Annotated in this window: 15 protein-coding genes; 8 read left to right on the forward strand and 7 right to left on the reverse strand. The window is 50.2% G+C overall.

Annotated features, from left to right (window positions below; translation table 11 throughout):
- Window positions 1-115: 115 nt before the first annotated feature.
- Complete coding sequence (gene ileS / locus BWI93_RS25630) at window positions 116-3538, reverse strand: isoleucine--tRNA ligase (RefSeq protein WP_094816735.1); 3423 nt, start codon at window positions 3536-3538, stop codon at window positions 116-118.
- A gap of 252 nt (window positions 3539-3790) precedes the next feature.
- Between ileS and BWI93_RS25635 the strand changes: the two genes are divergently transcribed.
- The gene (locus tag BWI93_RS25635) at window positions 3791-4876 is read left to right on the forward strand and encodes an acyltransferase (protein WP_094816737.1); all 1086 of its coding nucleotides are present in this window, start codon (window positions 3791-3793) and stop codon (window positions 4874-4876) included.
- 63 nt (window positions 4877-4939) lie between these two features.
- Here the strand turns inward: BWI93_RS25635 and recG are convergent, their stop codons facing one another.
- The 3 genes from recG to BWI93_RS25650 all read right to left on the reverse strand — a co-directional run bounded on the left by recG (window position 4940) and on the right by BWI93_RS25650 (window position 11874).
- Window positions 4940-7042, reverse strand: a complete 2103-nt coding sequence (gene recG / locus BWI93_RS25640) for an ATP-dependent DNA helicase RecG (protein WP_094816739.1) — start codon at window positions 7040-7042, stop codon at window positions 4940-4942.
- A 197-nt stretch (window positions 7043-7239) separates the two neighbouring features.
- Window positions 7240-8718, reverse strand: a complete 1479-nt coding sequence (locus tag BWI93_RS25645) for a RagB/SusD family nutrient uptake outer membrane protein (RefSeq protein WP_094816741.1) — start codon at window positions 8716-8718, stop codon at window positions 7240-7242.
- A gap of 12 nt (window positions 8719-8730) precedes the next feature.
- Complete coding sequence (locus BWI93_RS25650; protein ID WP_255158073.1) at window positions 8731-11874, reverse strand: SusC/RagA family TonB-linked outer membrane protein; 3144 nt, start codon at window positions 11872-11874, stop codon at window positions 8731-8733.
- A gap of 588 nt (window positions 11875-12462) precedes the next feature.
- On the opposite strand from BWI93_RS25650, the gene BWI93_RS29235 reads away from it, so the two are divergent.
- The 6 genes from BWI93_RS29235 (at window position 12463) to BWI93_RS25680 (ending at window position 17217) form a co-directional block, all read left to right on the forward strand.
- Window positions 12463-13008, forward strand: coding sequence for a hypothetical protein (locus tag BWI93_RS29235; RefSeq protein ID WP_255158074.1), 546 nt, complete (start codon window positions 12463-12465; stop codon window positions 13006-13008).
- Window positions 13009-13310: 302 nt separating this feature from the next.
- Entirely contained in the window at window positions 13311-14828 is a 1518-nt protein-coding gene (locus tag BWI93_RS25660) for a gliding motility-associated C-terminal domain-containing protein (protein WP_255158075.1), read from the forward strand.
- Between the two features lie 3 nt (window positions 14829-14831).
- Window positions 14832-15614 carry a glycosyltransferase family 2 protein gene (locus BWI93_RS25665; protein ID WP_094816749.1) on the forward strand — a complete coding sequence of 261 codons (783 nt, stop codon included), beginning with the start codon at window positions 14832-14834 and terminating at the stop codon, window positions 15612-15614.
- A gap of 9 nt (window positions 15615-15623) precedes the next feature.
- Window positions 15624-16163, forward strand: a complete 540-nt coding sequence (locus tag BWI93_RS25670) for a glycosyltransferase family A protein (RefSeq protein WP_094816751.1) — start codon at window positions 15624-15626, stop codon at window positions 16161-16163.
- Window positions 16067-16432, forward strand: coding sequence for a glycosyltransferase family 2 protein (locus BWI93_RS25675; protein WP_141217606.1), 366 nt, complete (start codon window positions 16067-16069; stop codon window positions 16430-16432). Before BWI93_RS25670 ends, BWI93_RS25675 begins: the two co-directional genes overlap by 97 nt.
- A 2-nt stretch (window positions 16433-16434) precedes the next feature.
- Window positions 16435-17217: an amidohydrolase gene (locus BWI93_RS25680; protein ID WP_094816755.1), complete on the forward strand. Its 783-nt coding sequence runs from the start codon at window positions 16435-16437 to the stop codon at window positions 17215-17217.
- Between the two features lie 41 nt (window positions 17218-17258).
- On the opposite strand, the gene gatC is transcribed toward BWI93_RS25680, so the two are convergent.
- Complete coding sequence (gene gatC / locus BWI93_RS25685; protein ID WP_094816757.1) at window positions 17259-17546, reverse strand: Asp-tRNA(Asn)/Glu-tRNA(Gln) amidotransferase subunit GatC; 288 nt, start codon at window positions 17544-17546, stop codon at window positions 17259-17261.
- Window positions 17547-17663: 117 nt separating this feature from the next.
- Window positions 17664-18449: a 1-acyl-sn-glycerol-3-phosphate acyltransferase gene (locus tag BWI93_RS25690; RefSeq protein ID WP_094816759.1), complete on the reverse strand. Its 786-nt coding sequence runs from the start codon at window positions 18447-18449 to the stop codon at window positions 17664-17666.
- A 204-nt stretch (window positions 18450-18653) separates the two neighbouring features.
- Between BWI93_RS25690 and BWI93_RS25695 the strand changes: the two genes are divergently transcribed.
- On the forward strand, window positions 18654-21287 hold the full coding sequence (locus tag BWI93_RS25695) for a valine--tRNA ligase (RefSeq protein WP_094816761.1): 2634 nt from the start codon (window positions 18654-18656) through the stop codon (window positions 21285-21287).
- Between the two features lie 98 nt (window positions 21288-21385).
- Here BWI93_RS25695 and BWI93_RS25700 read toward each other — a convergent pair whose 3' ends face one another.
- The gene (locus BWI93_RS25700; protein ID WP_094816763.1) at window positions 21386-21835 is read right to left on the reverse strand and encodes a DMT family transporter; all 450 of its coding nucleotides are present in this window, start codon (window positions 21833-21835) and stop codon (window positions 21386-21388) included.
- Window positions 21836-21955 lie beyond the last annotated feature (120 nt).

The raw sequence follows: 21955 nt of genomic DNA on the forward strand, positions 1-21955 counted from the left end.
ACGGAAAACGGAAAACGGAAAACGGAAAACCGCAGCGGCGGCCGCTCAAAACTCAAAAAAAAAGGATGCAGTCCATGTGTATGAACTGCATCCCATCCTATGAAAGCTATTTTCCTTACGCTACGACCTCCACCTTCACGCCCAATTCCGCTTCATCCAGTTCTACCGCTACACTGTCGGCCAGCGTATCGAGTAGATTCAGACTCAGGGCCTGTACTTCGGTGCAGATGTATTCGCGGTTCGTTTCCAAAGCCGTTTTGACCAATGCTTCCGTAGTAGTCACCGAAATGGCAATCTTATCCGCTACTTCGAACCCACTATCTTTCCGCAGGTTTTGAATCCGGTTGACAAACTCACGGGCAATTCCTTCGTAACGCAGCTCTTCCGAGATGCTTACATCCAGAGCTACCGTCAGGCCGTTTTCCTGAGCGGTAAGGAAGCCGGGCAGATCTTCCGTCAGAATTTCCACGTCGCTCAACGTGATTTCATGCGTACCGCCTACGGTCAGCGTACCGGCCTTTTCCAGCTCGGCAATATCGCTCGTCGTCATGGACTGGATACCGGCAGCTACTTCCTTCATTTTTGGGCCAAATTTGGGTCCCAACGCCTTGAAGTTCGGTTTCACCTTTTTGTTCAGTACGCCAGAGGCATCATCCAGTAAGTCAACCGATTTTACGTTCACTTCGGCCTTGATGAGTTCTTCAACCCGAGCCAGCCGCTGTTTCGTGAATTCGTTGAGTACGGGTACCAGTACCCGCGAAAGCGGTTGCCGTACCTTGATTTTATTAACTTTCCGGATGGAGTGTACCAGCGACGAAACCCGTTGAGCCAGTTCCATCGAAGCTTCCAGTTCCAGATCAATGTAATGCTGATTTGCCGCCTGCAAGTCCGTCAGGTGTACGGAAGGATACTGCAGGGCCGAACCATTGGCTACGGCCGCTTCGCGAACGCCTTCCGTCAGGTTACGGTACAGCCAGTCAGCATAGAACGGGGCAATGGGTGACATCAACTGTGATACTTTCAGCAGACATTCCTGCAAGGTTTCAAACGCCGCCCGTTTGTCAGCGGTCAGTTCACCTTTCCAGAAACGTCGGCGTGACAGACGCACGTACCAGTTCGACAAATGATCGGATACAAACTCCTGAATGGCCCGGCCTGCTTTCGTTGGTTCATAGTCGGCGTAGAAACCGTCTACATCTTTGATGAGCGAATGGAGTTTTGAAAGAATCCAGCGGTCCATTTCGCTCAATTGCTCGTACGGTACCCGATTGCTTTCGTCCAGCGTATAGCCGTCGAGGTTGGCGTACAGAGCAAAGAAGTTATACGTATTCGTCAGCGTACCGAAGAATTTGTTCCGTACTTCGGTAACGCCTTCCAGATTAAAACGCAGGTTGTCCCAGGGATTCGAGTTGGTAATCATGTACCAGCGAATCGGGTCCGTACCGTACTTGGCCAGAGCTTCAAATGGATTCACGACGTTGCCTTTCCGCTTCGACATTTTCTCGCCGTCCTTATCGAGTACCAGCCCCGTTGACACGACGTTTTTGAACGCTACGGAATTATTCAACATTCCTGAAATCGCGTGCAACGTAAAGAACCAGCCCCGGGTTTGATCCACGCCTTCGGAGATAAAATCGGCAGGGTAGCTTTTTTCGAAGATATCCTGATTTTCGAAGGGATAATGCCACTGAGCGTACGGCATCGCTCCTGAATCGAACCATACATCAATCAAATCGGATTCTCGGTACATCACTTTACCAGAGGCCGATACCAGGAAAATATCGTCTACATACGGCCGGTGCAGATCAAATTCGCCCGTACCCACTTTGGCCAGATAGCCTTCGTTGGCAGTCTGTTGTTCCGCACTCAGACTGTCGGATTTTAGAGAATGCTCTAAAGCAGCTTTCAACTCCGCAATTGAGCCAATACAAACTTCTTCTCCGTCTTCGCTCCGCCAGATGGGCAGCGGCGTACCCCAGTAGCGACTCCGGCTCAGGTTCCAGTCCACCAGGTTTTCCAGCCAGTTGCCGAAACGACCCGTACCCGTACTTTCGGGTTTCCAGTTGATGGTTTTATTGAGAGCTACCAGTTCGTCTTTTTTCGCCGTTGTACGGATGAACCAGCTATCGAGCGGGTAATACAGTACAGGCTTGTCCGTCCGCCAGCAGTGCGGATAGGTGTGGTCGAACTTCTGAACGTTAAAGGCTTTATTTTCCGTTTTCAACAAGATGCCGATGCGTTCATCGACCGACAGGTATTTGTCGCGGCCCTGTTTCTCACGTTCAGCTTCTTTCTGTTCATCGGACAGGTATTGTTCCTTCACGAACTCACCCGCAAAATCCGTCACCTCCGCTACGAAGCGACCCCGTTTGTCCACGAGTGGTACGTCTTTTCCGGTTTCATCCTTCACCATGATGGCGGGGATACCGTTTTGCTGCGATACCCGGAAATCGTCCGCTCCGAACGTAGGAGCTGTATGTACCACACCCGTACCGTCTTCCGTCGTCACGAAATCACCCATGATGACGCGGAACGCCGGACTTTCGGGTTGTACGTAAGGCATCAGTTGTTCATACTCGATGCCTTCCAGGTGTTCGCCTTTCAAATCCATCAGGACTTTCCAGGGAATGAGTTTGTCACCCGGCTGATAGGCCAGCAAATCGCCGTCTTTTCCTTTTTCGGAGAAGTACGCACTCACCCGATCTTTCGCAAGGATGACGTTGATCGGCAGATGCGTATACGGGTTATAGGTTTGGATTAACTGGTAATTAATGTTTTTACCCACCGTCAGGGCCGCGTTGGAAGGCAGCGTCCAGGGCGTGGTCGTCCAGGCCAGGATGTAGACGTCGTCGCTATCGGCCGTATCGAACAGGTAACCCGATTTTCCGGTCAGTTTTACTTTAAACTGGGCGACAATGGATACGTCCTTGATTTCCTTGTACGTACCCGGCTGGTTCAGCTCATGCGAACTCAGGCCCGTACCCGCCGCTGGCGAGTAGGGCTGAATGGTATATCCTTTATAGAGCAGCCCCTGGTTATGCAATTGCTTGAGCAGATGCCAGACACTCTCAATGTATTCGTTGTGGTAGGTCACGTACGGACTTTCCAGATCGACCCAGTACCCCATTTTTTCGGTCAGGTCATTCCATTGGTCCGTATACCGCATCACCGTTTCCCGGCACTTGCGGTTGTATTCCTCTACGCTGATTTTCTTACCGATGTCTTCTTTGGTGATGCCCAGCTCTTTTTCCACCTGTAACTCAATGGGCAGACCGTGCGTATCCCAGCCACCTTTCCGTTTGACCTGGCGACCTTTGAGGGTTTGGTACCTACAGAAAATATCTTTAATCGACCGAGCCATGACGTGGTGGATACCCGGCGTACCATTGGCCGACGGGGGTCCTTCAAAAAACGTAAAGCTGGGCTTACCTTCCCGCAGTTCAATCGATTGCTCGAAAATCCGGTTGTCTTTCCAGAATTGCCGGATTTCGTCGGCGACAGCGGCGTAATCGAGATTTTTGTATTCGGGGAAATTCATAGGTGCTATGGTATGGAAACAAAAGACTAGATCTACCTATCAACACTGATACTCGTGTACTTCGTTCCAGCCTTTCGGAGAAGACGATAGATTTGCAAAAGTAGGACTTTCGGGCGAGAAAAGATAGTAGACCGGGCGGCTCACTCATCGGATTGTACGGTCAATAACGGGTTAGGGCCTTGCCGGGTGAACAGAAAATATACGCTCTTTCTGATTCCTCAATACCTTTGCCCGTTGGACCGCACCGTGTCTATGCGAATACGAAAAATCATTCCGGAAAACTTAGCCTTACTGGATAGCCTTCGGGGTCTGACGGCCTGTTATGTACTCGTCACTCATGCCCTGCTCTTTCTGGGTGGGAATGAACCTTCCGTCTATCTGCAGACTCTTCGGGTACTCTTCCGTTTCGCCCATGAAGCCGTATTGTTTTTCTTTGTACTCTCGGGTTTCGTCATTCACTGGAGTACGGATACGCGGTTTGCCCGTGAGGGAACGTTCTCTGCCCTGGCTTATATCCGCCGGCGGGTTCGTCGGATTTATCCACCTTTGGTCATTGCCTTAGGCTTCACCTTTCTGCTGGACCAGTGGGGCATGTATTTGAAGTTTCCCATTTATACGGCCCAAACGCCTTACCCTGCCCTTAACGAACTTACGAACCCCGACTACAGGCTGTCGACCTTAGCAGGAAATTTGCTTTTCGTGCAGAATGTCTACACCCCTATTTGGGGCACCAACGGCCCCCTGTGGTCCTTAATGTATGAATGGTGGTTTTATCTGCTGTACATTCCCGTATATGGGCTTTTCAGGAAGAATAAACTACTGACTTCCAGCTTTGTATTACTACTTTGGGTATTAAACCGCGAGTTTCCCTTTAAACCCGCCCTGCTGACTATCGTACTCGACTATTTTATTACCTGGTACCTGGGCGTGTTACTGGCGGACTGCTTGCGTTCGAAAGATCTGAATCCGGCGGCGGGTATTCTTTATCTGGGAATGCTTCTCATTCTATCCCTAACCAGATACATTTCAAGTATCGGCAGCGACGTGGCCGTAGCAGTCGGAATTACGCTTATGCTGTATTTACTGCTCACCAGTCGTCAGTGGGTTGGCCTGGTTAAACTTCGCAAGCTGGGAGCCTTTTCGTATACCCTTTATTTGATTCACGTACCGATTCTTTGTTTTTTGTCGGGTTTGATGCTGGCTCAGGGTGTCCCGGTTGTTATTTGCTTGCTGCTTGGCCTTGGTATTTCCCTGGGACTAGGCTGGCTTTTTCATTTTGTTACTGAAAAACCGTTTGCTCCCCCAAAAACCCGGGCTTCCGTTAGCAGTAAAGCTTAAGGAATGAGTTAGAACAGAAACGCCCCGGAATTACTATCCCAAGGCGTTTCTCTTGGCTTCAGCTTAACTAATCCTCGCCCAGTTACTTTCATTCTCCCGAATCTGATCGAGCTGGCTCCGGATGGCCTGATTTTTCGGCAGTACCAATTCGGGATCCTCTTCCAGAATACCCTGAGCTGATTCCCGGGCCGCTTTCAGGATTTCCCCATCTTTCGATAAATCAGCCAGTAGCAAGTCTACTACTCCGCTTTGCTGGGTACCGGCCATGTCACCCGGCCCGCGAAGGCGTAAGTCGGTATCGGCAATCACGAAGCCGTCGTTGGTTTCGGTCATCACCTTCATGCGGGTACGGGTTTCGGCACTGAGTTTCAACCCCGTCATCAGAATACAATAACTCTGATCTGCCCCCCGCCCGACGCGGCCCCTTAACTGGTGCAACTGCGACAAACCAAACCGTTCGGCACTTTCAATGATCATGACCGACGCGTTGGGTACGTTCACTCCTACTTCGATTACGGTCGTGGCTACCATAATCATGGTTTCCCGACTGATGAACCGCTGCATTTCGAAATCCTTGTCCTTGGCGGGCATTTTGCCGTGCACAATACTGATCTGATAGTCCGGGAACGCCCGCACTACGCTTTCGTAGCCATCCATCAAATCCTTGAAATCCAGCTTTTCGGATTCTTCAATCAGCGGATACACCATGTAAATCTGCCGTCCTTTCTGGAGTTCATTTCGTACGAAGCCAAAAACTTCCAGCCGGTGCTGATCGGATTTCCAGCGGGTTACGATGGGCTTCCGACCCGGTGGTAATTCGTCAATCTGCGAAAGATCCAGATCTCCGTATAAGGTCATGGCCAGCGTACGCGGAATGGGCGTGGCCGTCATCACCAGAATATGCGGATAAATGACTTCGTTTTTCTGCCAGAGCTTCGCCCGCTGGGCTACGCCAAAGCGGTGTTGCTCATCAATCACCACCAGGCCGAGGTTCTTGAATTGGACAATATCTTCCAGCAGGGCGTGGGTGCCTACCACAATATGAATCGAACCATCGAGTAAGCCTTCGTGCAGTACTTTCCGGTCTTTTTTCGAGGTCGAACCCGTCAGCTTGGACATACGCAGGCCCATGGCTTCCGCAAAAGGCATCAAGCCTTTGAAATGCTGATCGGCCAGAATTTCGGTAGGGGCCATTAAACAGGCCTGAGCCTCGTTTTCGATGGCCAGCAGCATGCAGATAAAGGCTACGATGGTTTTGCCAGACCCCACATCACCCTGTAGCAGCCGATTCATCTGCTTTCCCGAACGCATGTCTTCGAAAATCTCGCGAATAACCCGTTTTTGAGCTCCGGTCAGATCGAAGGGCAGGTGCTGTTCGTAAAAGTCACGAATGAGCTGCGTGCGTTGAAAAACCTGTCCGGGATACTCCGTTCTCCGTAGGATTTTCTGTTTGATGAGTCGGAGCTGATTGTAAAAAAGCTCCTCGAATTTCAGGCGTCGTTTGGCCTGATGAATGTGCTGTTCGTTTTCCGGAGCGTGAATCCCCCACAAAGCCTGAGCCTTGGACGCCAGCCGGTATTTTTCGATAAGGAAACTGGGTAATGTTTCCCGAATGTGCTGCCCAGCCAGTTCGAGTACCTGTCGCTGCCATTTCGCAATCGCTTTGGCGTCTACGTACCGTTTCCGAAGTTTTTCCGTCAGGTTGTAGACCGGTTGCCAGTAGCCCCCTTTTTCGTTTTCGGCCGTCAGCAGGTCCATTTCCGGGTGTACCATCTGAAATTTGCCGTTGAAACTCGTTGGCTTGCCGTAAACAATGTATTGCCCATCCCGGTGTAAGCTTTTTTCCAGGAATGAAATACCCTGAAACCAGGTCAGCTCCATTGTTCCCGAACCGTCGCTGAACTGACCGACCAGACGAGCTTTGTGCCCTTCGCCAATCACTTCCCAGGTACGCAACCGGCCTTTGATTTGGGCTCCGGCCAGATCTTCCCGTAATTCCGAAATTCGATAAAACCGCGTACGGTCTTCGTACCGGAAGGGATAGTGTTGGAGTAAATCGCCAAACGTAAAAATATTCAATTCCGTATTGAGCAATGCCCCTTTCTGCGGGCCTACGCCTTTGAGGAATTCAATCTTTGTATCAAAAAAATTTGTTGGTCGGTCCATGGTACTAACGTATTCGCTCTTCCGCTCCCCGGTTGTATTGATTCGGCATTTCCAGCCTGCTACACAAAAATAACATCGGTAAGCTCCTTTGATGACCCGATGGAATGGTTAAATTAATTCGGGAAAGGGAAGGAACCAAAAAAGGCACTACCCTTTCGGAATAGTGCCTTTTTACGAACCAGTAATGCAGAGACCGCTTAGGGATTTTGCACCACCTTGGGGTTTACGTTCAGCTCCGCCCGCGGGAAGAGGTACTGCCATTGCGGATCACCGGCGGGAATAGTCATCACCAGAGCCAAGGCTTGCTGATGATTGGTTCCTGTACGATCCAGGGATTGGTTGAGGCGTTTCAAATCAAAGAAACGGAATCCTTCACCCCACAGCTCTACCCGACGTTGTGTCAGAATTTCGTTCAGCAGAGCCATACCCGTAGCCGTACTTTGCTTGTAGGCCGGATCACGCGATACCACCAGATCATAAAGCACTTTAGCAGCGTCGGCATCTTTACCGGCGTGAGCCAAGGCTTCGGCTTCGATCAGGTACATTTCGGCTGACCGCATAAAAGCTACATCGCCTAAGCTACTGCTGGAGCTTTCGGAAAGGAACTTACGGTTCATATAAGCGGCCCGGTTACCTGAAGGAGGAATCGGGAAAGCGGTATTTTTACCCGTTGGATCCCACAATTGCTTCCGGACGTCTGTACTGGCAATCGTTTCGTACAACTTGGAATTGATGGCTTTCGGATTCGTACGAATGTTCGTGGAATTGAAATTCGCCGACATGAAAGCAAAGAACGAGTGGAAATACGTCGGCTGCGTCGACAGGGGGTTACTGCCCCAGATCCACTCCGGATTGCTGATGCTGTTGAACCCTTGCAGGTACTGAGCCTGTGACATCAGCGTGTATTTCGCACGAGCGTCTTTGGCCAGCGTAGCCGCTTTCGTCCAGTCACCCATCGTTAGAGCGACGCGGGCATAAATACCCTTCGCTGAACTGATGTTGAAGTGTGACTTGGGGTGTGTAGCAGTCACGGTACCGAACAACGAAACGGCTTCATCCAGGTCTTTCGTTACCTGAGCATACACTTCAGCTACCGTAGCCCGAGCCTGTCCTTCCGTGGTGTTGATGGTCATAACGGGAACACCCAGCTGCGTGTTGGCTGCTCCTGCCTGATACCGCTGTCCGTACAACTGAACCAGCATGAAATGACTCCAGGCCCGGTAGGTCAACGCCTGAGCCTTGATATCGTTCTTCTCTTTCTCATCGCCCGTAATTTTATCGATGTTGGCGATAATCATGTTGGCATTGGCAATGAGCTTGTAGTAGAACAGGTACGTGAACCGTACGGTGCTGGCCGCATCACTGCGGTGCATCGTCCAGCGGTACGTACCGTTGTACCAGCCGTTTCCGGTGCTCGTCATGACTACATCGTCACCCAGGGCGTCGAAGTGGATCATCAGGCCCATTTGACCGGCCTGATCCATATCACCCTGCTGGCTGTATAGCTGACGGTGAATACCGTTCAGAGCAGCCCAGGCGTTAGGCAAACTGGTGAACACATCCTGCTCGGATACGGCATTGGTCGGTTGTGTTTCCAGGTAATCTTTATCACAGGCCGTCAGCGAGAAAGCCAGGCCGGCCATAAGCAGATACTTACTGATCTGATTAATTTTCATGGATTTTAATGCTTAAAGAGTCAGGTTCAATCCTACCGACACAACCCGGTTGGGGATGTAGGCATTATTCACGATACCGTTAAATGACTGCGTTACGTTCATACCCTTGCGAGCGGAAAACAACCACAGGTTTTCACCACTCAGAAATACCGACGCATTCTTTACATTAATTCGGTTCAACACAGCCGGAGCGAAGTTGTACGACAGGTTTACCGTACGAATACTCAGATACGAAGCACTCGTCAACCAGCGATCCGAAGCCGCATTAAAGAAGCTACGTCTGGCTTCATCCATCCGGGGTACATCCGTTACGTCACCGGGGTTCTGCCAGCGTCTGAGTTGGTCTTTGTGCAGAGCGGTTCCGTAATTACCACCGGCCATCAACTGAGCGTAGGAGTTATCCAAAGCCAGACCACCAATTTGGTAATTCAAAAGAGCCATCAACGTAAACCGCTTGTAGCTAAAGGTATTCGAGATACCACCGTATACGTCCGGAATAGAGCTTCCTGCGTAGTGGAAACGGGCGTTGTTGGAGTTGTTGGTTACCGTATCCTGACCGATGACATACGTTTTCGTCGTCGTGTTGTTCACCCACTGATCGGCCCGGTACAAGCCATCGCCATTTTCTGAATCCACGCCGTACCATTCTCTCAGCCAGAAATCATAGATCGATTGACCGACCGCCCGGCGGAAGCTTCCGCTGATGATGGGCTTGTTGTTTTCGGGCAACGACGTAATGCGGTTTTTCAGCATCGTAGCGTTCACATCAATGTTCCAACGGAAATCGTTTTTACGAATGATGTCGGCATTTACGTGAAGCTCGATTCCTTTGTTCCACATCGAACCAATGTTGGCCAGTCGCTCCGAAAGACCACTTGCCAGCGAAATAGGTACGCTAAAGAGCAGGTTATCCGACTTACGGTGGAATACTTCAATGCTACCCGACAGGCGATTGTTGAGTAAACCGTACTCCAGTCCTAAGTCAACGCTGCGGTTGGACTCCCACTGTAAGGTATTCGCCGCCAATTGACTCTGGATGAAACCAGATTCGCTATTGTTGTTATAGCTTTGACCAAAGGCGTACAGGGCCGGATACGCGTAGTAAATACGGTTTCCGTCTGAATCAAGAATACCATCGTTTCCGGAAGTACCCACGGAGCTTCTCAGCTTCAACAGGTTTACCCAGGAAATACTCTTCATGAAATTCTCATTGTCCAGACGCCAACCGGCTCCTACGGACCAGAAATTACCCCAACGTGACTCGCGGGCAAACTTTGAAGTACCATCCCGACGGAACGAGGCAGACAGGATGTATTTACCATCGTAATCGTAATTCACGCGGGAAAAATAGCCTTCCGTGCGATACTTGTCCGTGTAGGAAGTTGACGAGTTGATCGTCGTGAAGTTCCCCAGTTCATCGTTACCCGTTACAATCTGACCTTGACTCATCGCGTAGATGTAGTTAAAAGTCCAGTCGTAATTTTCGTGACCCACCAGGGCGTCAATCGTATGGTGCGTATTGAACGTTTTTGAATAGTTCAATAACTGGTTGATGTTATACGTAGTTGTCTGACGGTTCGCACGGTTCGCACGACCTGCGGGAGCTCCGTCCCCTACTAAGGTATTGTCATAACCAATGCCTAAATCGCTCGTAATATCTACGCTGACGTTGGTCGTAAACTTGAAGTCTTTCAGGAACGTCACTTCGCCATACGTACGGGCACTCAGTACATTCCGACGACGCAGGTTTTTATTCAGTTCCGTTTCAGCAACAATGTGACGACCGGGACTTGCTCCAGCCGGACGGGAAGGCAGACCCAGAGCCGTCATGTTACCCAAATCGTACTGAGCATTACCAGCAGCGTCCAGAATCAGTTCACCCGATTGCGGATTGCGAGCATACACCGGATAAATCGGTCCCATACCCCGGGCAAAATTGAAGGGGTTGGCATACCCGCTGCTATTGTCTACCGTATTCGCCTGTTTGGCATCGGTTACCGTTCCAGCCAGGTTCAAGCCCGTTTTAAGCCACTTCGTGGGTTTGAAGTTCGCGTTCAGACGACCCGTATAGCGTTTAAATTCGGAGTTGATCAGATAGCCTTTTTCATTGACATAACCCATGGAAACAAAGAAATCACTCTTATCGCTACCACCACTGTAGTTCAGGTTATAATCCGCACGGCTTCCCTGACGCGTCAAGGGATCCGCCCAGTTCAGATCATTCGGGTATTTCAACCGAGCATTCGGGTTGATTTTTCCGTCAGCCGTAACGATTTCGTTATCCGCAACATTGAAGGGATTGTAGCCCAACAAACCTTTGATACCTGCCGTAGCCCGGGCGTTAGCCGCATCCAGACCAATCGCCGAAGCAGCAGGGGCTCCGTAGGAAAGGCTGTTCCGGTACGCTTCCCACATCAGCGGGTAGTACTCAAATGCATTCACGCGATCGTACTCCGGAATACCCCGGGACATCACACCCTGACTGGCGTTGATCGTGAACTGGCTTTTGTTGGTTCCTTTACGGGTCGTAATCATAATTACGCCGTTGGCCGCCCGTGATCCATAAATGGAAGAAGACGCCGCATCTTTCAGCAGGGAAATGCTCTCAATATCCGAAGGGCTGATGTTAGCGATATTACCCGAGTAAGGTACCCCATCGACTACATACAAGGGATCATTGGAAGCATTGATCGATCCAAAACCGCGTACACGGATGGAAGGACCATCGCCCGGCTGACCACTACCCGCACTCGCCTGAATACCCGCAGCTACCCCGGCCAGAGCGTTGTTGATATTGGAAATCGGACGGGTTTGGAAATCCTTTGTACTCAGCTGGTTTACCGAACCCGTAAACAATGCTTTTTTCGCCTGTCCGTACGGTACCTGAACAACCACTTCTTCCAGGTCTTTCGCATCCTGCTTCAACTGCACATCAATCACCGAGTTGTTACCAATCGGCATCTCCATCATGATAAATCCAATGGACTTGAAGACAAGCACGGTACTTCCAGCCGGAACGTTAAGGGAGTATTTACCCTGACTGTCCGTAACGGTTCCGGTAGTGGTTCCCTTCACCAGTACGCTTACGCCCGGCACTGGAGAGTTGTCCTCTACCGCCGTAACCGTTCCCCTCACCAATGTTTGAGCATAACTCAAACTTATGCTTAGCAGGAATGCCAAGCACAGAAGTAACTTTTGTTTCATTGATAGTTTGTATAGTTAGGTAAAACCTAAGAGAAGTGTAAAAAAATTATTGACTTAATTCCTATTTCTGAAAATTAGATTTTTCTAATATCCCACCTGGCTCGTTGCACGCGAAATAATAATAAATCTTTCAGAGAAGAATAAACCACATCACTTCTTACTCGGATAATTTTACAAAAATATAAAACAAGCGTTAAAAATAAAGCCCTTTTAGTAACAAAAAATAAATTTACATTAAAACCAGGTTAATGAAAGAATAATCTTTGGTAAGCTAAAAATGTATTTGAAGATTGTACTTTGTAAATAAACTAAGGATTAATTACTTAAATAGGGTAACCTAATTATTATAATATGTTTTTACTATTTAATCTGTTTATAAAATATTATTTTACCACACGAGCCAATAACCAATTTTTATTAACCGCTTTTAAAATTTACCCATATCTTCTATACGTCGCTTTACATAAGTCTGTGTCTGGTGAAATGCAAACCCTGGATTTAACGTTTTTCCGGAGATAGTCTCGATCTTCGTATATGCCTATGAATAAATGGTACCTTGGATTAGTCCTCTTTTGGGGCGTGCTTTCGCCTGCCTGGGCCAATCATATTGTTGGAGGAAATTTTGAAATGGTGGCGATACCCAACCGGCCCGGTCGGTTTCATTTGTACATGAATCTGTTCTTCGATGAAATTGGCGGCAGAACCTCCCCCAAGGAACGCGACATTGTCATTTCAATTTTCCGGAAACGGGATAATAACCGTGAGGTAAATATTCGGATGGATCTGGAAAGTGATCAGCCCCTTCGTTATACCAATCCGAGCTGTGCGGAAGCCCGAAATTTAAAGACATCCGTCCTCCGCTATCATTATGAGCTCAATCTGGACCCCAGGCAATACAGTGACCCCCAGGGGTACTACGTCGCTTTCGAACGGTGCTGCCGGAATACTGCCACGGTGAATCTGGTATCACCCGGCCGGTCGGGGATGGTTTTTACCTGGAATTTCCGGCTCTGCAACGCAACGGACAGGCTTTCCAGAACTCGTCGCCCGTTTTTGGTACGCCCAACGGCGAATACCTCTGCGTGAATAAACCCTTTACGCTCAACTTTGGAGCCAGCGATGCCGACGGTGATCAATTACGATATTCGCTGGAAACGCCTTACATGGGTTTTACGACGGATGCCCGGCCGAGTCCTTCGATACCAGCTCCCAGCCCCTACCCTTTGGTGAGTTGGGGGAATGCGTACGGGGTCAACAACCAGATCCCGGGAAATCCTGCTTTACAAATCAATCCGAATACGGGCACGCTCAGCGTAACCCCCTCGCAACTGGGACTTTTCGTGTTTTCCGTACAGGTAGAAGAATACCGGAATGGGGAAAAAATCGGTATGGTTCGACGGGATTTTCAGCTACTCGTCGTCGATTGTCCGGACAATACCTTACCCGATCCGATCGTGTTTCAGACGGACTCGACGAAGCAACTACTAAAAGGCGAAGTTTGCGAAAGCGGCTCTTTTGACCTGAAAACCCGACAACTACCCAATGCCTCCTACCAGTGGCAAAAAGACGGACGTAATATTGAAGGAGCCACCTCCTGGCAGTACCAGGCTCAATCGCCAGGCACCTATCGCGTAGTTATCAGTTCGACCACTGTTTGCTCGGCCTCGAAAGAATCCGAATCCGTTACGCTGACGCTCAAGCCCGGTCCTTCGGCCAGCATTACGGCCAACGTACCCCTACCCGCCTGTGCTACGCAACAAATTATACTCTCGACGCTGACGGGTAACTATAGCTACCGCTGGCAACGAGATAGTGTATCGCTACCCGAAACTACGTCGTCAATTACGATCACCCGGGGCGGGTTGTATGCGGTACGGGTACAAAGTCTGGACGATGCCTGTTACTATACCCCTTCCCAGCAGATTGACATTTACGACACGCCGCAGGCCCGCTTTCAGAATCTGCCTCCGGCGAATCGTTTTTGCCGGGATGCGAACGTAACGCTGATCGCCTACGATTCCACGGGTTATCAGTTTCAGTGGTACCGCAACGGCCAGCTCATTACCGGAGCTACGCAGAATCGCTACGTTGTTCAGACGTCGGGTACGTATTCCTTCCAAGTCAAAATTGGGAATTGTACGGCTTTTTCACCGGATTATACGGCGGAGCTTTACCCCGAAACACCCGCCACGTTTGAAGCCATCCCTTCCATTTGTCAGAGTAACGTGACCAAACTTACCCTTCAAGGTACGCCTGCGGGAGGCGTTTTTGCGGGCCAGGGCGTAATTTCGGGTACGGATCAGTTCGACCCTTCGCTGGCGGGCGTGGGCAGTTTTCCGCTGACTTACACGTATATCAATGAACAGGGTTGTAAAACAGTAGTGGAACAAACGGCAACCGTTTCGCCCGCTCCGCGACTCAATGCGGGGCCGGACTTAGGCTTTGTCCGCGGTGAATCGGTCGTCATCCAGACGCAAAGCGACGACGACCTGACCTTTGAATGGACACCCGCCACCGGCCTTAGCTCGACTACCATTCAAAGCCCTACAGCTACTCCGGATCAGACGACCCGTTATACCGTTCGGGCTACCTCAGCAGCGGGTTGCCAGGTGGAGGACGACGTACTGGTAACGGTGTGGGAAGCCCTTACCATTCCCAATGCCATCACCCCCAATGGAGATGGTACCAATGACACCTGGGAACTACCGGGCATTGAGTTCTATCCCAACGCCGACGTGCGGATTTTTAACCGCTGGGGTACGGAAATCTTCGTTTCCAAAGGTTACGGTACTACTTTTGATGGTACGTACAAGGGTACCCGATTACCGCCGGCTACGTACTATTACGTCATCCAGCCTAACAATGGTCGCCCGACCCTGAAAGGCACGCTGACGCTGGTCTACTAACCTATGAAACTCAGTATCATCACCATTCATTATAATCAGGCCGAGGGTTTACGGAAAACGCTGGAAAGTGTCTGGAGTCAGTCCGTACAGGATTTTGAATTCCTGGTGATTGATGGCGGATCGACGGACGGTAGCGTGGCGTTCCTGCGGGAACAGGAGGCAAAGCTTACCTACTGGTGCAGCGAACCGGATGGCGGTATTTACCCCGCCATGAATAAAGGCATTGCCAAAGCCCGCGGTACGTACCTGATGTTTCTCAACGCGGGCGATTGCCTGAGTGATGCCTCCGTCATTAAAGCCTGCCTTGAACAAATCGAAGCACACCCGACCGTGGACGTTTTCTACGGCGATATGTACGGCTTTCAGGGCGATGTTACCCAAAAATGGCTGCACACGCACCCGGCTACGCTGGATTTACTTTTCCTGGAAACGCAGAATCTGAATCACCAGTCGTCGCTTTTTCGGTCGGACCTTTTTCGGGAATTGGGTCCGTATCCAGCTTCGTATCCACTGGCGGGGGATCACTGGCTTTTCCTCCGTAGTTTTCTGGCGGATAAAGTATTTCAGCACATTAGTTATCCATTGGTTGTCTTTGACTACGGCGGCGTGGGTTCCCGCAACCGGGAGCAGTACGTACGCGAAATGGCCGCACTCTGGGAGGAACTCGTTCCCGCTTACGTTCGTAAACTCATGCCCGAGTACCGATCCTTAAAACATCAAACGTCCCGAGGATTCATTCGTACGGCCATCCGGCTGTATCAGACGTTTCATCGATCGAAAAAATAAGCTTTCTGCATGTCCCCGCTTGTATCCGTTATCATTCCCTGTTATAATTCCGGAACGTATCTACCCGAAGCCCTGGCCAGCGTGGAAGCGTATCAGGGATCGTACGCCTACGAAATCATTATTATTAACGACGGCTCAACCGACCCGCATACACTTGAGTACTTACGGGAACTGGAAACGCGGGGGTATTCCATTCTTCATCAGGAAAACAAGGGAGCCGCTGCCGCCCGGAATACGGGTGTTCGGGCCGCTCGGGGGAAGTATCTGTTACTGCTGGATAGTGACAACCGGATTCGGCCGGCATACCTTGAGAAAGGAATTCCCGTACTGGAATCGCGGCCTGACGTGGGGGTAGTTTACGGTAATGCTCATTTTTTGGAGATACCACGCGGAAAGGTTTCAAAGCTTCGGTATTCGATGGTTCGCAGCTGTTCATTTCCAATGCTCTGGATATGTGTACGCTCGTTCGGAAAACCGTCTGGGAGCAGGTCGGAGGGCTGGACGAACAAATACCGGGTTGCGAGGACTGGGAATTCTGGATTCGCGTGACGCAAACCGACTGGCAGTTTTTTCACATTTCGGAAACGCTGTTTGATTATCGGATTCGCCAGGGTTCGTTATCGGATTTTACCAATCTGGAAACGGACGACCGGATTTACGCGTACATCTACGCCAAACACGCCCGTACCATTCGCGAGCAGTACCAAATTAATCTGAAGAAAGCCCGCTTGTACGACAAAGCCATTGAGCAGCCGTTTCGCTACTTTTTTAAATTCATTTTCAACAAGTATTTCAAGAAAACGAAAGACAAAGTATAGCCATGCCCGAGCCTCTACGCGTAACGCTGGTACAGACCGACCTGTACTGGGAAAATCCAACGGCGAATCTGGCGATGCTGGAAGAAAAGCTGAGTGAACACTCGCAACCAACGGATGTCATCATTCTGCCCGAAATGTTCACGACGGGTTTTACGATGAATCCGGCCGCGGTGGCGGAACCCATGAATCTGACCACTACCCGCTGGATGCGGCAAATCGCTGCTCAGTACGAAGCACTGGTGCTGGGAAGTTTTGTAGTACAGGAAAGCGGAAAGTATTACAACCGGCTCGTGTGGATGCAGCCCGACGGGACCTGCGAAACCTACGACAAGCGGCATCTCTTTCGGATGGGGAACGAACATGAGGTATATACAGCGGGTACCCGGCGACTTATCCACACTTGGAAAGGCTGGAAGATTTGTCCCCTCATCTGTTACGACCTGCGATTCCCGGTTTGGAGTCGGAATGTGGATAACCAGTACGATCTGCTGATTTATGTAGCCAACTGGCCCGCCGCCCGGGAAAATGCCTGGAAGAGCCTGTTAACGGCCCGAGCCATTGAAAATCAATGCTATACCGTAGGCGTCAACCGCGTAGGCAACGATGGTAAAGGCGTACCGCATGCTGGAGCTTCGGGTTTAATTGACTTCAAAGGCAACTGGATAAGTTATCCACATAGCGATCCACTTATCCACACCTATACCTTGAATCACGAAGAGTTATCCACATTTCGGGATAAGTTTCCAGCGTATCTGGATGGGGACCACTTTGAAATTGTGATGTAGCTCAATCCGAGCGATGCCTTTACGAACCTCGCTCGGATCGTTTATTCCAGTACTTTTGGTACGCGGAAATAGTTCTCATCCCGCTTGGGAGCATTCACCAGCCCCTGCTCGTGCGTAAGGGTTTGCAGGGCTTTATCGGGCCGTAAAGCATTTACCTCCAGACTCATGTGAGTCAGGGGTTCTACCTGCGTAGTATCAAGTTCGTTGAGTTGTTCCATCCAGGTTAGTACGCTGCTGAGCGTGTTTGTCAGCTCTGTTTCTTCTTCGGGACGAATGGTCAAACGGGCCAGCTGGGCCATTTTGTGGAGGGTCTGTTTTTCGACTTGCATAAATGAGTTGTCAGTTTGCAGTTTTCCGTTTTCAGAAGTTAACCACGGAGTTACTCAAAGTGAAGCACCGGGATAAAGGATTTTTTCCTGGTGAACCTTGGTGGCAATGCATTACGCTTAAATCACCGTCAGCCGTTTGTATTCACTGGCATGAGCCTTCGGATTCGCCGTGTACTCATCCAACGTACGCTGAATCGTTTCGAAAACCTGATGTCGTAAGTTTTCCACATCCGCTTCGGTCAGGCCTTTCGTTGGAATCGGCGTATGAATCACCGCCCGGACGGCTCCAGGATTCAGCCGCATGTTTTTCTTATCGGGCAGCAACAGGTAATTGTTCAGTAACGAAATGGGTACCAGCGGTACCTGCTGGCGAATGGCCATCCGAAAGGCTCCGTCTTTGAAGGATGGGTGCATCTGCGGTGGGTTGGTCGCCCGAATGCCTCCTTCCGGATAAATTACCATACTTCTTCCTGATTCCAAAGCCCGGTACGAGCGTTGCAGGGATTTCGAACGACTCTGGGGATCATTCCGATCTACCTGAATGTGCAGTTTCGAAAACATATAACCAAAGAGCGGGGCTTTCTTCAGAACGCTTTTTCCCAGAAAGGCAAAATAGTTATCCACAATCAGCATCATCGAAGCCACGTCCAGGTACGAAAAGTGATTGGACGCAAAGACGTACGCCTGCTTAGGATCGGGTTTACCGCTTTCGTATCGCACCAGAATCGGCATACCTACCAGGGGAAAAAACAGGTGAGCCCACACCCGGTTACAGCGGTGAGCCAGGGGTTTCCAGGCTTCTTTTTGCAGGAAAATATACTGAAACGGGAAAATCAGCAGAAACGTAAATACAAACCAAAAGGCCGCCCAAATGGAATACACATTCACGAAAAAACGCCGCATGGTTCGGATCAACAAGGGTGAATCGTTCGACTTTCGTCTACTTGAACTAGAGTACAGTTCGCAAAAATAAGGCATCCATCAGCAAATCAGTGCGTTTGTGAAACGTCAATTCGAGAAATGCCCCTTCCGAGCCGCTTCCGAATTGCGTATCTTTGCGTAATAAATTCTGTTGAGGGTGATTTTTCCTCCCGAACGATGACTACCATGAGCACGATTTCTAAAACGTATTCGCCCACCGAGGTTGAAGATAAGTGGTACGCCTACTGGCTCCAGCACAAGCTTTTTGCGTCCCAGCCTAATCCTGAAAAAGAGCCGTACACCATTGTGATTCCGCCCCCAAACGTCACGGGAATCCTGCACATGGGCCACATGCTCAACAATACAATTCAGGATATTCTGGTCCGCAAGGCCCGTATGGAAGGTAAAGAGGCGGTATGGGTGCCGGGTACGGATCACGCCTCCATTGCCACGGAAGCCAAAGTCGTAGGCATGCTCAAGGAGCGGGGAATCGCCAAGACCGATCTGAGTCGCGAAGAGTTTCTTTCGTATGCCTTCGAATGGAAAAACAAATACGGCGGAATCATTCTCGAACAACTCAAAAAACTCGGAGCTTCCTGCGACTGGGACCGTACGCGGTTTACGATGGACGAGAAGTACTACGAGTCGGTCATTGATGTATTCGTTCGTTTGTACAATAAAGGACTGATTTACCGGGGTGTACGGATGGTCAATTGGGATCCCCAGGGAAAAACGGCACTGTCGGACGAAGAAGTAATCTTTAAGGAAGTACAGTCCAAGCTGGTCTACATTCAGTATCCAGTCGTGGGTGAAGAAGGAGCCTCGGTAACCATTGCTACCGTTCGCCCGGAAACCATCATGGCCGATGCCGCCATCTGCGTTCACCCGGAAGACGAACGGTACACGCACCTGCACGGCAAGAAAGTACGGATTCCGTTGATTGACCGGGAAATTCCCGTGATTCTGGATGAATACGTAACGATGGATTTCGGTACGGGAGCCCTGAAAGTAACGCCGGCTCACGATTTGAATGACTACGAACTGGGCCAGAAACACCGGCTGCCCGTGATCGATATTTTGAGTGATGACGGTACGCTCAACGAAAAAGCCCAGCTTTTTGTGGGCATGGATCGTTTTGCGGCCCGCAAAGCCATCATCAAGGAACTCGAAGAAAAGGGTTACCTGGAAAAAATTGAGGAATATAAGTCAAACGTCGGTACGTCCGAGCGTACGGGAGCCGTTATCGAACCCAAGCTGTCCATGCAATGGTGGCTGAAGATGGATGACATGGCCAAACCTGCTCTGGATTCAGTGATGAACGACGACGTAGCTTTGATTCCCGCTAAATTCAAGAATACGTACCGCGTGTGGATGGAAAACATCCACGACTGGTGTATTTCCCGGCAACTCTGGTGGGGCCAGCAGATTCCGGCCTTCTATTTGCAGGACGGTACCATCATTGTTGCTAAAAACAAACGGGAAGCCCTGCGAAAAGCTCAGCACGAAATGCAGCTATTCGCCTTGACCGAGCAGGATTTGGAGCAGGACCCGGACGTACTCGATACCTGGTTCTCATCCTGGCTATGGCCGTTTGGCGTATTTGATGCCCTTTCGAATCCCAATAACGAAGACATTAAGTTTTATTACCCCACCAGCGATCTGGTGACGGGTCCGGATATTCTGTTCTTCTGGGTTGCCCGGATGATTATGGCGGGCTTTGAATTTATGGGCGAGCGTCCGTTCAAGAATGTATACCTGACGGGTATCGTTCGGGATGCGAAGGGCCGGAAAATGTCCAAGCAACTCGGGAATTCTCCTGACCCACTGGACCTGATTGCCAAATTTGGTGCTGATGGCGTTCGGACGGGACTTTTGTTCTCCGCTCCCGCTGGTAACGATTTGCTGTTCGATGAAAAACTCTGCGAACAGGGACGGAATTTCTGTAACAAAGTATGGAATGCCTTCCGTCTGATCAAGGGCTGGGAGATTTCCACGGAATCCGCTCCGGCTTCGAATCAGCTGGCCTTTACCTGGTTTGAATCCAAACTCAACGCCACGCTGTCCGAGATTCTGGATCACTTCAGCAAATTCCGGATTTCGGATGCCCTGCACGCGGCGTATAAGCTGATCTGGGATGAATTTTGCTCAAATTATCTGGAAATCATTAAGCCCGAATTCGGCAAACCCATCGACGCTGAAACGTACGAAACAACGGTTGTTTTCTTCGAACGCCTGATGGCTTTGATGCACCCGTTCATGCCGTTCATTACGGAAGAAATCTGGCAAAATCTCCGCGAGCGTTCCCAGGGCGAAAGCCTCTGCCGGGCGGCGTACCCCACCGTGGGCACCATCAATGCTGGACTGGTAGCGGACTTCGATGTTCTGTTTGAAGTAGTAACGAAAGTTCGGGAAACCCGTAACTCGAAGGGTCTTTCGCCGAAAGAAACCCTGCCGCTAGTGGTTCGTACGGATAATACCGAACGCTATCAGAACGTGGACCCCATCATTCAGAAACTGGCCAATACCACACCTATTGAGTTTGTGACGGAAGATGTAGCGGGTGTTTCGCCCTTCCTGATTAAAGCCGATAAAATCTTTATCGCTTTGGGTGAAAAGATCGACGTGGAAGCCGAACGCGACCGTTTACAGAAAGAAATCGAGTACAACGAAGGATTTATGAAATCCGTAGACGCGAAACTTTCCAACGAACGCTTCGTACAGAATGCGAAACCCGAAGTCGTAGAGAAAGAACGTCAGAAGAAAGCCGACGCCGAATCAAAGCTGGTAGCCTTGCGTGAAGCATTGGTGAATTTGGCTTAGTAGTTGGGTGGATGGTTAGTGCCTCCTGAAAAGCCTTTGGTTTTTTCAGGAGGCTTTTTATGTATCGTCAGTTGCGTCGATTCACACTCTCCCTACAGCTAAAACTTCCGAATTAACACCACTCCGCCCACAATCAGCATCGCACCCACGATTCGCCCGATGGAAATGGGTTTGACGGCTACGCCCAGCCAGCCGTAATGATCGAGCAACAGGGATACGATCATTTGTCCCAGTACCACTAGTCCAAAGGTTAAGGCTACCCCCAGTCGCGGCATTACCACAATGACCGTACTGATGTAATAAGCTCCCAAAACGCCAGCAAACCAGACGTACCAGGGAGCCGTTTTCGCCGCCGCCACCGCTTCCCCAAATGAGGTTCGGGTCGTCAGACTCGCCAGAAACAGGACTACTACACCCATAACAAAGGAAAAGAAAGCCGCCCAGAGTGCCTGTCCGGTGAGGCGAGCCATCTGAGCATTTAACCCAGCTTGCGTAGGAAAAACAGCTCCGCATAAAATGGCCAGTACGAAGAAGAGAAGCTGTTGCATAGAGGAGTTTGAATGGGTTTGATAAAGGTATGAGATGGTTTGTTTTATCCAAGAACAGAAATGTCTTTCGTCCCGCAAGCACGGCGGGTCTTTTAGTCCGTATGCATTCCATGCCGGCAC

Source organism: Siphonobacter sp. BAB-5385, assembly GCF_002261125.1.
Taxonomy (GTDB): domain Bacteria; phylum Bacteroidota; class Bacteroidia; order Cytophagales; family Spirosomataceae; genus Siphonobacter.

What these genes read in the sequence shown, in the direction of transcription:
- BWI93_RS25645 (WP_094816741.1), bottom strand. Translation starts at nt 8,718, where the DNA reads ATGAAAATTAATCAGATCAGTAAGTATCTGCTTATGGCCGGCCTGGCT.
- gatC (WP_094816757.1), bottom strand. Translation starts at nt 17,546, where the DNA reads ATGCAAGTCGAAAAACAGACCCTCCACAAAATGGCCCAGCTGGCCCGT.
- BWI93_RS25660 (WP_255158075.1), top strand. Translation starts at nt 13,311, where the DNA reads ATGGTTCGACGGGATTTTCAGCTACTCGTCGTCGATTGTCCGGACAAT.
- BWI93_RS25670 (WP_094816751.1), top strand. Translation starts at nt 15,624, where the DNA reads ATGTCCCCGCTTGTATCCGTTATCATTCCCTGTTATAATTCCGGAACG.
- BWI93_RS25635 (WP_094816737.1), top strand. Translation starts at nt 3,791, where the DNA reads ATGCGAATACGAAAAATCATTCCGGAAAACTTAGCCTTACTGGATAGC.
- recG (WP_094816739.1), bottom strand. Translation starts at nt 7,042, where the DNA reads ATGGACCGACCAACAAATTTTTTTGATACAAAGATTGAATTCCTCAAA.
- BWI93_RS25690 (WP_094816759.1), bottom strand. Translation starts at nt 18,449, where the DNA reads ATGCGGCGTTTTTTCGTGAATGTGTATTCCATTTGGGCGGCCTTTTGG.
- BWI93_RS29235 (WP_255158074.1), top strand. Translation starts at nt 12,463, where the DNA reads ATGAATAAATGGTACCTTGGATTAGTCCTCTTTTGGGGCGTGCTTTCG.
- BWI93_RS25695 (WP_094816761.1), top strand. Translation starts at nt 18,654, where the DNA reads ATGAGCACGATTTCTAAAACGTATTCGCCCACCGAGGTTGAAGATAAG.
- BWI93_RS25700 (WP_094816763.1), bottom strand. Translation starts at nt 21,835, where the DNA reads ATGCAACAGCTTCTCTTCTTCGTACTGGCCATTTTATGCGGAGCTGTT.
- BWI93_RS25680 (WP_094816755.1), top strand. Translation starts at nt 16,435, where the DNA reads ATGCCCGAGCCTCTACGCGTAACGCTGGTACAGACCGACCTGTACTGG.
- BWI93_RS25665 (WP_094816749.1), top strand. Translation starts at nt 14,832, where the DNA reads ATGAAACTCAGTATCATCACCATTCATTATAATCAGGCCGAGGGTTTA.
- ileS (WP_094816735.1), bottom strand. Translation starts at nt 3,538, where the DNA reads ATGAATTTCCCCGAATACAAAAATCTCGATTACGCCGCTGTCGCCGAC.
- BWI93_RS25675 (WP_141217606.1), top strand. Translation starts at nt 16,067, where the DNA reads ATGTGTACGCTCGTTCGGAAAACCGTCTGGGAGCAGGTCGGAGGGCTG.